The sequence below is a fragment of the Pseudomonas spartinae genome (assembly GCF_965197125.1).
In the GTDB taxonomy this organism is placed as follows: Bacteria; Pseudomonadota; Gammaproteobacteria; order Pseudomonadales; family Pseudomonadaceae; genus Aquipseudomonas; species Aquipseudomonas composti_A.
This window is the reverse complement of the sequence record NZ_CBDAMB010000003.1, coordinates 43,899-57,374: the sequence shown is the minus strand read 5'-3', so window position 1 is coordinate 57,374 and position 13,476 is coordinate 43,899. Positions and strand designations below refer to the sequence as shown.

Below are 13,476 nucleotides of genomic sequence, written 5' to 3'. Positions count from 1 at the left end.
CACAACAGCCGCCATACATCGGATTGCGGGGATTTAACTTGCCTTGCAGATGGCATCGACTATAACTTCCCCATCGCGCCAGTACTTACATAGCCAATAACTATTAAAACACTTCGCTTATGACTCGCAGGTATTTTAAGTGCATACTTTCGTGCACGACCGTACCGAATTAAGCGGTGAATATTAAGTGCTTCGATAGGTGAACTGCAAAGCATTCACCATGCCAAGAAACAACCTGCGAGCGCTGTTCCTGTCCGTCAAGGGCAAAGGAGTTCGTATGCTGGGTTCGCTTGACCACCCTAGACGTCTGTTGATCGTAGAACCTGTAAGCGACTGTGAACAACTCATTCCCGAGCTGCGAAGAAACAAGTGGTTGGTGGACCATGCCGACTTAAGTAGCAAAGTCGAACCGGTTTATGATGTGTGCGTGATTTGTCTGCAAACGCACCACCTGGATTATCTGGAGCGTATAAAGCAACAGATTCGCGACAGCCAGACCGAATGGATAGCGGTAATGAGTGACGACCTGCGCCGTAATACGGGGCTGGCAAACTTTATATATGAATGGTTCTTCGACTTTCACACGCTGCCTTTCGATTCATCCCGCCTGCATTGCACATTGGGCCGCGCCTCTGGCATGGCCCGTCTCTATCGCCGTATCACTACCCCGCCACCGGTAACGGCCGGAGAGTTACTGATCGGGCAGAGCCAGTCGACACGAGAGCTGCGTCATCTGATCGACAAGATTGCCCCAAGTGATGCCTCGGTTTTGATCACCGGTGAAAGCGGCACGGGCAAGGAGCTGGTGGCGCGTCGTCTGCACAACCAGTCTCGGCGGGCCAATGGCCCTTTCGTGGCGATCAACTGTGGGGCTATTTCCGAGCAGTTGATCCACTCCGAGCTGTTCGGTCATGAGAAGGGCGCATTCACCGGAGCCAGTCAACGCAAGATTGGTCGCATCGAATCAGCGCAGGGCGGCACCTTGTTTCTCGACGAGATAGGTGACCTGCCGCTTGAGATGCAGGCAAACCTGCTGCGTTTCCTCCAGGAAATGACCTACGAGAGGGTCGGTTCCAGCAAAAGCATGGCAGCCGATGTACGGGTACTGGCCGCGACCCATATCGACCTCGAGGCGGCCATCAGTGCCGGGCGGTTTCGCGAGGATCTCTATTACCGCCTCAATGTACTGCAGATACAGACGACCCCCCTGCGCTTGCGCAAGGAAGACATCGCCTTGTTCGTCGAATATTTTTCTCGCCAGTACGCTGGCGAGATAGGCCGTCGCCCACGCAAGTTCAGTGGCGGCGCCATGACTGCGCTGATGAGCCACAGCTGGCCTGGAAACGTGCGGGAGCTGGCCAATCGTGTCAGGCGTGCCCAGGTTCTGGCCGAGGGGCGCCAGATCGAAACAGCGGATATCGGTCTGGTTGCCACTCCCTCCGCTCCCTGCCGACCGCTGGACGACTACCTGCTAAGCGCCGAACGCCAGGCGCTCGAAGATGCGCTGATGCACTACTCGACCAACATGAGCAACGCCGCGCGCTCCCTGGGGGTGTCGCGGCCGACCTTCTACCGACTGCTGCATAAGCACCAACTACGCTGACACTGCGGATCAGAAGTAGTAAGGGAACTTGATGCTGAACGAGAAATCCGGCGCATCGGGTGTCAGTCCGATCGACAGGTTGGGCACGATGGTCAGCTTGTCACTCGCGGCGAAGGTCATGCCTATGTTGAAGTAGGCGGCGTTGGCATCGCTACCGGTGATGGTCTGCCAGCCCTGCCCTTCAGGTTTGATCTTGCTTCGCTGGCTGATCAGCTCACTGAACGACATCGACATGCTCGCCCGCTCATTGAGGGCGAACGCCACACCCAGGCCAAACTGAAACCAATTGCCCAGATCCACCTTACCCGGCACCTTTACCCCGCGCTGCGGGCTGATGTCGTCAAAGCTTTCTTCAAAGTTGTAGGTGTAGGAGAAATTGCCGAACACCACGGTGGGGTCGAGGGTCTTGACCAGCGTGATACCGGGGGTGATGGACCACACACCATTACCCGTCGGCAGGTCCTCCGGGATGCTCAGGTTGTCGTTCCCTGCCACGCGATCGAGTTTTATCCCATAGGGTTCAACGCCGGTCGGCGCCTTGGCCCTCAAACTCAAGACGACATCCGGCGTACCTTCCCCTTCATCCAGCAGTTTGTAAGCGATGCCCACGTTGATGTCTCCGAGCCTTGCATCGCCCGTTACGGTCGCCTCGCTGACCGAGGTGCTGGAGCCGCCGGCGCCGGCCGACTGATAGGTACTTTCCCGATAGATCCACGGCGTATTGATGTCCAGCTGCCAACGCTGCGCCCAGTTGTAGCGGCCGGTCAGGTCGAACGTGAAGGTGTCGGCATTGATCTGATCCACGCCGATATTGCCCAGGAAGATCGCATCCAGTGCCAGAAAGCCGTTGAGAAACAGCTGGCGTGAATCGTAGTGGCTGTAGGTAATTCCCGGCTCGATGCTGAAGGTGCCGCCGCCGAAGAAGCCACTGGCTTCCTGGTACAGGTTCTCCACGCTCGCGGGCGGCTCGGCGTTGTCTTTCAAGGCGGTACCATAGCCGGCGGAGGTTCCGGCGCTGGCCACCTGAGGGTTGCGTGACAGCGGCGCCGCCCCGCCGCCTGCCGCAGCCGCCCTGCCCTCGATCTGACGCAGGCGCTGCTCAAGAACCATCAGCGCATTCTGCTGCGTCTGGTAATTGGCTCGCAGCGTTTGCAGTTCCTTCTGCAGAGCCTCGACCTGGGCGTCGTCGGCCGCGACGGCCGGCAGACTGGAACACAAGCTCATGCTGAACGTGACGATGACGCCATATGCTCGGCGCATATACCGGATCCTTGTGCCGCATGGGCACCTGTCTCAGTAGCCGTGAGGGCGCAAGGCCCGAATTTGTTCGATGCAGTTCTCGAGGTTGAGGTTGCGCGGGTTATCGCGCAGCGCGATGTTCAGGGCCGCCAGATTCCGCACATCGTTCAGGGTGCCGGTGATATTGGCGTGCTGGGCCACACCTCCACCGATCTGCTGACTACTGGAGCCCTGCCCCTGGCTGGCATTCAGAGCGATGCTGATACCGCCAGCGCGAGCGCTGACGCGAACCAGTCCAGCGGCATTGCTGAAGTCCTGACTACCGCTCCAGGGTTGCGCATCGGGGTCGACCAGTGTTTCGCCACCGCCCGTCGTGATCCGTAGCCGCAGATCGTTGAGCCCGGCATTGAGGTCACCAGCCGTACGCACGCTTTGCACGATGCCCTGCACGTTATCCAGGCCAGCGCCGCCAGTGATGGTGCCGCTGCCGGTGACGACGCTGCCGTTGCCAGCGCCGGACGAGCTGATCTGCCTGACGTAGAGCGACGGTTGTATCTGACCATTGGCAACGTTCAGTGCGACCTGCGCGCCAATGACCTGGCCCGCACCGTTCTGCCAGGTTGAAGTCATCACCACACCGAAGCTGATGATGCGGTCCGGCAATACATAACGACCGCGCATTTGTGCCAGTTCCTGATCGCTGACCTCTGCGGGCTGGAACAGGGTGCTGGCTCCTACCGGCAAGCTGGCGGCGAGGATGCTCGCCGCTAACCATAGTTTGCTGTGCATGACCAACCTCCTGGGCGCTGGGCCCTAGTTGGTTAAAAGAAGTCACTCTGGATGAAGCCGAACTCCATCAGCTCGGCGTCCTTGACGGGACTGAAATGATCGATGCGATGCTTCGCCGTCAGCGGTTCGGGCGGCGTCAGCAGCGCATTCTCGCGGTCGTAGCCGGGGCCGATCAGGGCAAAAACGATACCGTTCCAGCCCTTGCCGAACTCGCTGAGCGCCATCTTCTTGTGCCCTAGCACCGGGTCGCCGATGTAGACGTAGCCCCGGTAGGTACGCTGCAGCACGACGAAGTGCTTGTATCCACGGACATCGAGCAAGACGATGGCGGGAATCTTGATGCTGTCCAACTGCTCGGCGGCAACGCGGTAGCCACGTGCCCTCAGCCCCAGCGTGGCGGCGTAGTTCTTCATGTCGAGCATGGAAAACCCTTGAGTGCGTACCAGGTCGGCGTCCGCACTGGCCAGCATGCCCCGGATCACGTCCTCTTCGCGCAGCGCCAAGCCGTAGGCGTGGTTGAGGATCGTCGCCATGGCCGCTGCACCGCAGCTGAAATCGGTTTGCTGTTCGACCAGATTGGAAAACCGCCGCTCACGGATGCTCTCCACCTGTATATGAGCCAAACCACCATTGGGCAGCACGGCAAGGCGTAGCTCTGCTGCGCCGGCCAGCGAACAGAAAGCGCAACACAGGCAGCAGATGAACCGTCGCGATCTGGAGCCGAACATGGTGCCTCCAGCAAAAGGAGGCGGCGCTATCGAGAGAAAACGGCAGCGCCGCCATTTGCCCTACTGAGCTACACAGGCATTGCACCCAGCGGCAATCGCCAGGCTGTTGCTCTGCTGATTGCCGCCACCGGCGGCGATGTTGACGCCCACGTTGCCCGAGACATTGGCCAGCGAGCCGCTCAGGCTGGCGTTATTGACCACCGGGGTCTGTGGGGTATGCGGGTTATAACCGCCACCACCGCCGAATCCGAATCCGCTGGCGACGGTGGGCAGGGCTGAATCGACCTCGAACACGTCGCCAAGCTTGTTCTCCGTCTCGTTGCCGCTGGAGGTCTGCGTAATGGTCGACGCCGCAGTGGCGACCAGCGCGTTTTCTGACGCCGCGATCGACATGTCGTTCTTCTGTTGGTTGTAGTTGCCGGCCGCGACGTTGATCGCGACGTTACCGGTCGCATCATTGGCGCTGTCCAGCACGCTGGCATTGTTGGGGTTGCCGTAGTTGGTCAGGGTGTTGTCGTAAGCCTGCTGGTCCACACCAATGCTGGCGCTGGCGCTGCTGGAGGCGAGGCCACCGAAAACGAACGCGGCATCGGCGGTCGCAATGGCTGCGGCATTGGCCTGCTGGTTGTTGTCACCGGCGGCGACGTTGACACCGACGTTACCCGCTGCGCCTTCCAGCGACCCATCAATACCGGCCGTGTTCTTGGTCTCGTTGTTGATCACGTCGTTATTGTGGTTGATCTGCGTGTCGTCGACGCTCGCGCTGGCGCCATTGGGATTACCGTAACCACCTCCGAAGCCATCGGCCTGAACAGCGGTTGCCAACATCGCGGCCAGGGCAAATGCCAGAGGGCTTAGCCGTACTGAGTGTTTCATGGTGTTCTCCTTGCGGTTTTGGGAGTTGACCTTTGTTGCGGCAGGGCTCAATCCACCACCCTGATGCTGAGGTGATTGGCAGAACGGTTGCCAATCCCAGCACTCTGGTTCAACTGCACCACGCCACGGCTACCGGCAAAGGCCTCGTTGCTCATGTCAACACGACGCTCGCCATCCAGGGTGGGTACGGTTGAAGCTGAATCGTTGGGGCGCGTTACGCTCTGGGCGAGAACGCTGTCATCCAGGCTCTGCGGCGCGGCGATCAGCGCCACGCTTGCAGAATTGACCTGCTGGTTGGCGATGCCAGCGGCCTGGTTGATGCCGACAATGCCGCTGCCATTGCTGAAGGAATCACCCGTGATGGAGGCTTGGGCATCGAGTGGTGAGGAGCGCTGCAGCAGGTTTTCCTGCCGTTGCACGACGGTGTTCGTCGCCACGCCAGCGCCCCCCACAGCGAGGGCGCGACTGTTTGCCTGCTGCTGCAGATGGCCCGCCGCCTGGTTGACCGTCAGATTGCCCTGGTAGGCCTGGCCACTGGCGTCGATGTTGGCGTTCATGCTGTCGGCCTCGGCCGACAGGCTGAGCAGCAGCGCCATGGAAAACAGCAAAGGCTTGTGCATCTCAGCGCCCTCCTATGCTCTGCAATGGGCGCAAACCTTGTTGCACGCTGCGATTGACCTGATCGGCGATGCCGTTGCTGCGGGCGCCTCCTGAATGGCCTGCGCCGAGAACGGGAATGTCCTGATGCGAAGCTGCGGGAATCGATGTGCCAAGGCTGCCCTGGAGCAACCGCTGAGGCAGTGCCAGGCCGCTGGAAACGCCGGCGAAATCACTGTCACCGAGCTCGCCGGTAACCCCGCTGGCAATCGCGCCGGGATTGACCACACGCGGATGTGGATCAGCAACGATAGGATTGACCGTGGCCACGCGCGGCTGCACATCGCGGCTGATGACCACGTCGCCCTCGCCGGCCTGGGCTACCCCCGTCAGCACGGTCATCAAGATCCATATGCGGCAATCCAGCTTCATGCTCGGCATCCTCTGAATGGGGCGCTCAACGAACGCACCGCTTCAATGGCAAAGCATGGCTTGGGCCAAAATAAATTTATTCTTTTATAACAATCACTTAACCGAAATACTTAGACGCCGCGAACCTGTTTTGTTAAGCCTCTGAGACAGTTCCGGCGGCACAGAACACCTGATAAACGCGTCGCGAGCGCTCAAGCAAGAGGGTTTCTGCGCAAAGGGTGAGAGTGTTAAGCATCTGAGGCAGATCGAGACGACGCGGCGCCCTGCTCGGGCCGACTGCATCCATTGAAGCCTGGCATTGTCGCCCCCCTTCGCAGGCAAGCGAGGCGCCTGGCTAGCCGCTCTCAACGCGATTACGCCCCTGCGCCTTGGCGCGATAGAGCGCGGTATCGGCACGCTGTACCAGCGTCTGCAAAGGAAGCTCTGCATCGGCCTGCATGGCCGTTACACCGACGCTGACACTTATGTGGCCAAGGGGTGAGCGTATATGCGGCAACGCCAGCGCTGCCACTGACCGAACCAGCGTCTGCGCCATGTCCTGTGCACTGGTCAGGCTGGTGGCGGGCGCCAGGAAAACGAACTCCTCGCCGCCATAGCGTGCCACCAGATCGCTGGAGCGGCTGATGGTCTTGGCCAGCGTGTGCGCGACCTGTTGCAGGCAGCTGTCACCTGCCAGATGCCCGTAATGGTCGTTGTAAGCCTTGAACCAGTCGACATCCACCACGGCCAGGGCCAGCGACTCGCCTGCTCGCTGGGCGCGCTTCCACTCCTTGGCCAGTACCTCGTCGAAATGACGACGGTTGGCGATGCCGGTGAGCGCATCGGTCAGGCTCAGGGTTTCCAGTCGACTGTTGAGCACCTGCAACTCCTGGGTGCGCTCGGCTACCCGTTCCTCCAGCTCGCGCTCGGAGCGCTGCAGGCTTTGTACCAGTTGCTCCTGCGTCTGCAACAACCTGGTCTGCGCCTGGAGCTTTTCCTGGCGCATGACGTTGATGCGGTCAGCCAGGGCGAAGGCCAGCAACAGCATCTCCAGCGACGAACCGATCTGCAGACCGTCCACGGTAAAGGCATTGGTCGGCAAGATGCCCATGGCGCGCAGGCTCGTGGTCGCCCCACCGAGAATCAGCAGGCCGAAGGCTGCGAGAAAGAAGTAGGCACTGCGTTGCCGTTTGAGGGCGCAGGCCAAAGCCACCCCCAGCATGACGAAGGCCGTCAGCAGATTGATCACGATGGCCACGCGTGACACCTGTGGCAACGCGGCGGCATAGATCAGCGGGGACACCAGGTACAGCGCTACCAGCACCAGCAAGCCGCGGTCGATCCGTGGCAGTAGAGAGGCGGTCTGCAACATGCTGCGCATGAACAACAACATGCCGCTCAGCGCCAGCGATGCCCCCGAGTAATAAGCCACGTTGGAGTTCAGCGGTATGCCGAACAACGTCCAGTCCGGTGCCATGCCGTTCTTGATCGTCAAGGCGCACACCGCGCACAGCACGAAGGTCACATAGAGCAGGTAGATGCGTTCACGCAGGGCGATGAACAGCATCAGGTTGAACAGGATCATCGCGACGGCAATGCCCACGTAACCGGCGCGCGCCATGTAATCCTCGCGCTCGTATGCCTGAAAGCCTTCGACCGACCAGAGCTGCAGCGGCACCAGCAGGCCGATGCTCGATTCGACTCGCAGATAGACCATCTGCTGCGAATGCGCAGGCAGATGCAGGGGGAAGACGAAGTTGCGGTTGTCGTAGGCCTTGCTGGTTTGCGGGCGATCCGCCCCGGTGCGCCAGATGCGATAGCTACCCTGCCCGTCCGGCAGGTAGGCATCGACCTGGGAGATGCGCGGGTTGTCCACCACCAGCAAACGGGTCAGCGCCTGCTCGCTGGAATTGCCGATGCCCAGGCGAAACCAGTAGGCCGAACGGGTGAAGCCCAAGGCGAACGACGCACTGTCGACTTGCTCGGTGCGAAATCGCTGCGCGACCTCGACAGACCTGACATCCGCCAGCGTCAGTGTTCGCGAAGGATCCTCCAGCAAACCGACATGGGGCGTCAGCGCCAATGGTTCCTTGTCCAGCACCGCAGCATCGAGCTGGCGAACACCTGCCCAGGTCGACGAAGCGAATATCGACAGGCCAAGCAGTAGCCAGAGGATGAGCCGAAAGCGCTGATGAGTGTTCATGCGGGGTATCGACTGGGGTCCGAGTGGCGCCTGCTCGCGGGTGATCACAGGAAGCCGAGTCTACAGACAAGTCTGATGCAGCCAAAGTGCCATGAAGGATCAGAGCAGCGCCTGACCGATCATTGCCGCCAACGCCAGCAGGCAAGCCAGCCCTGCCCCGTAGGCCAGGGTCCGCCATGGTTGCCAGCCCCCCAGATACGCCAACGTATGCGCGGCGCGAGCGGCGGTGAATATGCAGAACAGCAACCCCGTCAGTTCGTCCGGCGTTCGCAGCACCACAGCCAACGCGCCAAGCACGAAGAACAGCGGAATATTTTCCAGGTCGTTGGCCCAGGCTTGGCCAGCACGCCGCACCTGAGGCAGGTCCTGCGCGCGCGCAGCACGCCCAACGAACGCCGCATCCTCGGTATTGGCGAAGGCTCGATACCTGATGCGCAAGTAACCCTGGTAGCAGGATATCGCCAACATCTTCATAAACAGCACCAGCACGCACAGGCTATACAGCTGCAGGAGGCCGCTCACACCCGCTGCGCCATCGGGCGCTGGCGCCAAAATCCCTCTACCACCATGTAGGCCAGCGGTCCGATGGAGGCGAACACCGCGGTGAGCGCCAGGTACGGCAGAATCGACAGCAGCGAACGGCCTTTGCTCCTTGCATCCCGGTACATCCAGAGCGCCGCCATGGCGGCCAGCAGGTAAAGGTCGATGACCAGCTGCGCGGTGTCGGGCCGTGACAGCAGCTCCAGGCCGAAGGCCAGCAGGGACTGTTCGGCTACTGCCATGCACCAGGCGGTATAGAGCGAAAACGCCAACAAGGCGACGAGTGCGAGATAAGGTCTGTTCATCGGCGGTTCCTGATCGGTGAGGCGAGCACGGTAGGTTCTGTACGAAAAGTGCATGCGCTGGTTAGAGTGGATTCGGAATGCTCATTTACAGTGCGTAAACTGCGCACCCTCACCCGTTCTTGCCTTGCCTGACCTGCGCTAGACGACTTTGCCTACAGAGCCTAGTGATAGGCTCGCGCTTGGTTCAATGACCTGTCAGGTCATAGACATCGTCTCAGCCGAACTGCCAGAGTCTGTGCATGAATGCTCATCTGCCGCCTCACACGCACACCGCCACACCCGCCGGCCAACAATTGCGTCAGTTACGCCGCCAGGCAGGCCTCAGCCAGCTCGACCTGGCGCTGATCACCGGCATCTCCCAACGCCACCTCAGTTGCATCGAAACCGGGCGAGCCAGACCCAGCCCCGCCACACTGCATGCCCTGCTGATGGCGCTGGACGCCCCGCTGGAGCAGTGCAACAACCTGTTCCTGGCCGCTGGCTATGCGCCGCGCTATGGCGCCTTGCCGCTCACTTCGCCATCTTTGGAGGCCATTCGCGGCGCCATCGGCCATGTGCTGCAGGCCAACAACCCCGCACCGGCGATCGTCCTCGGCAGCCAGTGGCAGGTCATGGCCGCCAACGCCAGCACGGCTGCTCTGTTCGCTCTGCTGGGCTTGCCAGTCGATGCCGCCGATGACCTCAACCTGTTGGTGACCCTGCTACAGCCAGGTGGCCTGGGCGACCATCTGCTCAACGCCTACGAAATTCGTGCGCTCGCCTGGCAGCGCGCCTTCCGTGAAGCGCTGGAAAATCCCGAGTTGGCCGCCTTGTTGGCAGGCTTGCCGAAACCGTCGGGCCTGGCAGTGCTGGGCAACCAAGCGCCTCCGCTGGTGATGACCCGCATCGACTCACCCGAGGGCGAATTGAGCTTTCTCTCCACCTTCACCACCTTTGGCATGCCACTGGACATCACGGTGGCCTCGCTGCGTATCGAACACCTGATCCCGGCTGACCCGCACACCTGGCAGATCATGACCCAGGCCTACGAGCACAGCATGAGAACCTCGGCAAGCGTGGGCTGAGCGCCTGAAACGTTACGCGGGTTGCCGCTGGCGGTGGATCGAAGGGCTACGCACGGTCTGTACCGGCAGATAGACTGCCTGCTGAGCCGCCAGGGACATGCCCATGACAACCGATCAGATCGCCGCCTTCTGCCTCGCCCTGCCCGGAGCCCGCGAAGACCTCAAGTGGGGTAGCAACCGGGTGTTTTCCGTGGCGGGCAACAAGATGTTCGCCATCCTTCATTTCATTGGCGAGAATCTGGCATTCAAGGTCGATAGCGACCTGTTTCTCGGTTATGTCGACCGTCCTGGCATCCGCCCTGCGCCTTATCTGGCCCGCGCTCACTGGATCAGCATGAGCGCCCAGCGCTTGCCGCTGAGCGACGACGAGTTGCGCCAGTTACTGACGCGCTCACATCAACTGGTAGTGCGCAGATTGCCCAAACGCCTGCAGCCGGGATTGCTGCTATAGCGGCGTGGCCATCTCAAGGTGGATGCTCCGTCGCTGCTGCAGGTTGACCGGCGGCTCGAATACCTGATGGAAGTGCTCCCGGGCCAGGCGGCGTATCAAGCCGCTGCGTTGCGCCTCTGGCAACAGTTCCTGCAGTAAGCGCTGCAACTCCGGGCGTTTCGGCGAGACGTAGAGGATGTGATCCTGTGCGTAGCGGAATACCAGGTTGCGTTCCACCTCCAGTTCAGTGTACTGCATCCATTCATGCGCGATTTCGTGGGCACCGCGGGGCAGGTAGTCGATCGGCCGTGTCGGCGAAGCCACCATACGGTAGAGCCGTTTCCAGTCGCCATCGATGGTCGCCACCGGCAGCTCATTGGCCTCCCAGATTGCCCGATCCGCCCAGGCTGCCCCCATGCCGGCGACCTGCTGCAGACGACGAAAATCCTCGAGACCGTGCACCGGGTCATACAGTGCCTGGCTACCCTTGCGAATGAACAGGATGCGCTGGTTGACCAGGTTGTCGGTCATATCCACCCGCACTGGCAGGAACCTGCGCTCACGCTCGGCCGTCGGCCCGAGGATCAGTGCGCTGATCTCCCCACGCTGGAGCATGAGCTCGAGGCGCGTCATCGGCAGACTGCCAAGCTCGCGCACCACGACCGGGTGTCCCCCCAAGGCCAGCGCCTGCTCAAGCACCTGCCGGCAATAGGCTACCGACTCGGGCGTACCGCCCAGGGTCAATGGCACCACGGCCGAGGCTTGGGCGGGGCCAGAGAAGTAGCCCAGCAGGCACAGGCCCAGCGCCAGAAAACAGGCCGCAAGACGTTGCCGGACACTGCCTACGCCGAAGGTTCTCATTATTGCTTTCATGACCTGATTGCTCCCGCCAGGCAGGCGGACTCTGGACGCCAACATAGCCGCTTAGCACGGTCCAATGCCAGCGTGCCTGTCAACTGGCCTGCTACTGAAGGAGTGAGGGGATATGGCGGGCGATGTAGGCACCATCGAGCAATAGCAGGTCGATCCAGAACAGCTGATGTGCGGCGACGATCAACCAGAAAACCGCTTGATAAGACAGCTTGCGGGTCTTGTGCCGAAAGGTCTGCTGAGCGACCAGCGCTCCCGGCCAACCACCAGCCAGCTCGATCAGGTGCAGGGTATTTTCCGCCGTGCGCCGGCCACCGCTCTGGGCACTGCGTTTATCCAGCCAGTACTGCAGAAAACTCAGCAGACTGGCCAGCAGATAGAGCGGTAATACCCACCACAAGCCTTTACCGAGCAGCTGCAAGGCGCCGATTACTGGCAACAGGCATAGCAAGGCGAGAATCACGCTCTTACCGGCGAAGTTCTGGATGGAGCCCTGCCTCGCTGCCCTGTGCGTGGACCTGGCGGCAGACTTTCGCGCTGCGGGAGCCGCCTTGCTGGAGGTTTTCGGTTTACGCCGGATCGCCTCCCGATCAAGGCTCAGCTCCGCAGCCAAGCGCAAATGCTCGGCACGCGGCCGCCCTCGTTGATCACGCCCTTCGATGAACAGCACCTCGTCGCCGGGTTGCGGGCGACGGTCACCGCGCATCACCGAGATGTGCGCGAAGACTTCTGCGCCTCCGTCCTGCGGCTGGATGAAACCAAAGCCCTTGGCATCATCCCAGTTTTTCAGGCGCCCCTTGCGCTCGTTGCCGATCACGCTTGCGCGGTACTCCAGTCGATCAGATGCAGCTGCCAGGTGGCGAGAATCACCAGGCCGAAGGCGATTCGGTACCAGGCGAACACCGCATAGCTGTGACTGGTGATGAACTTGAGCAAGGCGCGCACGGTGATCATCGCCACGATAAAGGTGCTGACGAAGCCGATGGCGAAGATCGGCAAGTCGCTCATCTGCAGGATATGGCGGTACTTGATCAGCGAATAGACCGTGGCTGCAACCATGGTTGGCATGGCCAGGAAGAAGGAAAACTCGGTGGCCGCCTTGCGCGAAAGACCGAACACCAGGCCGCCGATGATGGTGGCGCCCGAGCGCGACGTTCCCGGGATCAGCGCCAGGCATTGGGCGAAGCCGACCTTGAGCGCCAGCTTCCAGTTCATGTCGTCAACCGTTTCCGCCTTGATCGGGTGATTGCGCTTCTCTGCCCAGAGCATGACGATGCCGCCAATGATCAGCGCCATGGCCACGGTGATGGGGTTGAACAGCCAGTGTTCGATCAGATCGGCAAAGGCCAGACCGAAAACCACAGCCGGAACGAACGCCAGCAGCAGGTTGAAGGTAAAACGCTGGGCCTTCGGGTCATTGGGCAACCCCACGACCACACCGAGCACCTTCGCTCGAAACTCCCAGATGACGGCGAGAATGGCGCCGAGCTGGATGATGATCTTGAACGCCGTCGCCGTTTCGCCGTTGAAGCCCAGCAAGTCCCCGACCACGATCAGGTGCCCAGTGCTGGAAATTGGCAAAAACTCGGTCAGGCCTTCCACGATGCCCAGAATCAGGGCCTGAAAGGCCATCCAGATATCCATCAAATCCCCCAAAAGCGCGGCAACTACCTGCGCATGAAACTTCGAACGTGGAGCATGGCCCCGCCCCTGGGACTCAAGCCCGTTGCGGAGGTTCCTTGCAGCGCTCTAACGCGGTGCCTGTTCGGGGTCTCCCCCGAGCGGCGGAAATGCTATCAGACAACTAGAGTGAATAATGCT

General features: G+C 61.0%; 15 protein-coding genes. 3 read left to right on the top strand and 12 right to left on the bottom strand.

The features are described 5' to 3' along the window. Positions 1-277 precede the first annotated feature (277 nt). Positions 278-1,603, top strand: a complete 1,326-nt coding sequence (locus ACN8M7_RS07630) for a sigma-54 dependent transcriptional regulator (protein WP_490260739.1) — start codon at positions 278-280, stop codon at positions 1,601-1,603. A gap of 9 nt (positions 1,604-1,612) precedes the next feature. Here the strand turns inward: ACN8M7_RS07630 and fapF are convergent, their stop codons facing one another. The 9 genes from fapF to ACN8M7_RS07585 form a co-directional block, all read right to left on the bottom strand. Further along, entirely contained in the window at positions 1,613-2,863 is a 1,251-nt protein-coding gene (fapF, locus tag ACN8M7_RS07625; protein WP_061239450.1) for a fibril amyloid transporter FapF, read from the bottom strand. 33 nt (positions 2,864-2,896) lie between these two features. Next, positions 2,897-3,631: a fibril amyloid subunit FapE gene (gene fapE, locus ACN8M7_RS07620; protein ID WP_490260348.1), complete on the bottom strand. Its 735-nt coding sequence runs from the start codon at positions 3,629-3,631 to the stop codon at positions 2,897-2,899. A 32-nt stretch (positions 3,632-3,663) separates the two neighbouring features. After that, the gene (gene fapD / locus ACN8M7_RS07615; RefSeq protein ID WP_490260347.1) at positions 3,664-4,359 is read right to left on the bottom strand and encodes a fibril amyloid maturation endopeptidase FapD; all 696 of its coding nucleotides are present in this window, start codon (positions 4,357-4,359) and stop codon (positions 3,664-3,666) included. 60 nt (positions 4,360-4,419) lie between these two features. Then, positions 4,420-5,235 (bottom strand): amyloid-like fimbrin subunit FapC, encoded by an 816-nt coding sequence (gene fapC, locus ACN8M7_RS07610; protein WP_061239455.1) that lies wholly within the window; start codon positions 5,233-5,235, stop codon positions 4,420-4,422. 47 nt (positions 5,236-5,282) lie between these two features. Next, positions 5,283-5,855: a fibril amyloid subunit FapB gene (gene fapB / locus ACN8M7_RS07605; protein ID WP_061239457.1), complete on the bottom strand. Its 573-nt coding sequence runs from the start codon at positions 5,853-5,855 to the stop codon at positions 5,283-5,285. 1 nt (position 5,856) lies between these two features. Beyond that, a complete protein-coding gene (gene fapA / locus ACN8M7_RS07600; protein WP_490260346.1) occupies positions 5,857-6,264 on the bottom strand; it encodes a functional amyloid chaperone FapA in 408 nt (135 codons plus the stop codon). 334 nt (positions 6,265-6,598) lie between these two features. Continuing rightward, a complete protein-coding gene (locus tag ACN8M7_RS07595; protein ID WP_490260345.1) occupies positions 6,599-8,446 on the bottom strand; it encodes a sensor domain-containing diguanylate cyclase in 1,848 nt (615 codons plus the stop codon). Positions 8,447-8,545: 99 nt separating this feature from the next. Then, on the bottom strand, positions 8,546-8,968 hold the full coding sequence (locus ACN8M7_RS07590; RefSeq protein WP_061239463.1) for an MAPEG family protein: 423 nt from the start codon (positions 8,966-8,968) through the stop codon (positions 8,546-8,548). Beyond that, positions 8,965-9,291: a DUF2834 domain-containing protein gene (locus tag ACN8M7_RS07585; RefSeq protein WP_490260344.1), complete on the bottom strand. Its 327-nt coding sequence runs from the start codon at positions 9,289-9,291 to the stop codon at positions 8,965-8,967. Before ACN8M7_RS07585 ends, ACN8M7_RS07590 begins: the two co-directional genes overlap by 4 nt. A 239-nt stretch (positions 9,292-9,530) precedes the next feature. Between ACN8M7_RS07585 and ACN8M7_RS07580 the strand changes: the two genes are divergently transcribed. Both ACN8M7_RS07580 and ACN8M7_RS07575 read left to right on the top strand, forming a co-directional pair. After that, positions 9,531-10,355, top strand: coding sequence for a helix-turn-helix domain-containing protein (locus ACN8M7_RS07580; protein WP_490260343.1), 825 nt, complete (start codon positions 9,531-9,533; stop codon positions 10,353-10,355). Positions 10,356-10,458: 103 nt separating this feature from the next. Next, on the top strand, positions 10,459-10,806 hold the full coding sequence (locus ACN8M7_RS07575) for an MmcQ/YjbR family DNA-binding protein (RefSeq protein ID WP_490260342.1): 348 nt from the start codon (positions 10,459-10,461) through the stop codon (positions 10,804-10,806). Here ACN8M7_RS07575 and ACN8M7_RS07570 read toward each other — a convergent pair. From ACN8M7_RS07570 to ACN8M7_RS07560, 3 genes are all read right to left on the bottom strand, one after another. Then, positions 10,801-11,658, bottom strand: coding sequence for a hypothetical protein (locus ACN8M7_RS07570; RefSeq protein WP_490260341.1), 858 nt, complete (start codon positions 11,656-11,658; stop codon positions 10,801-10,803). The two genes, ACN8M7_RS07575 and ACN8M7_RS07570, sit on opposite strands and share 6 nt — an antisense overlap. A gap of 91 nt (positions 11,659-11,749) precedes the next feature. After that, a complete protein-coding gene (locus tag ACN8M7_RS07565; RefSeq protein WP_490260340.1) occupies positions 11,750-12,472 on the bottom strand; it encodes a DUF1294 domain-containing protein in 723 nt (240 codons plus the stop codon). Then, positions 12,469-13,299, bottom strand: a complete 831-nt coding sequence (locus tag ACN8M7_RS07560) for an undecaprenyl-diphosphate phosphatase (protein WP_490260339.1) — start codon at positions 13,297-13,299, stop codon at positions 12,469-12,471. The genes ACN8M7_RS07565 and ACN8M7_RS07560 overlap by 4 nt, the downstream gene beginning before the upstream one ends. Between the last annotated feature and the right edge of the window lie 177 nt (positions 13,300-13,476).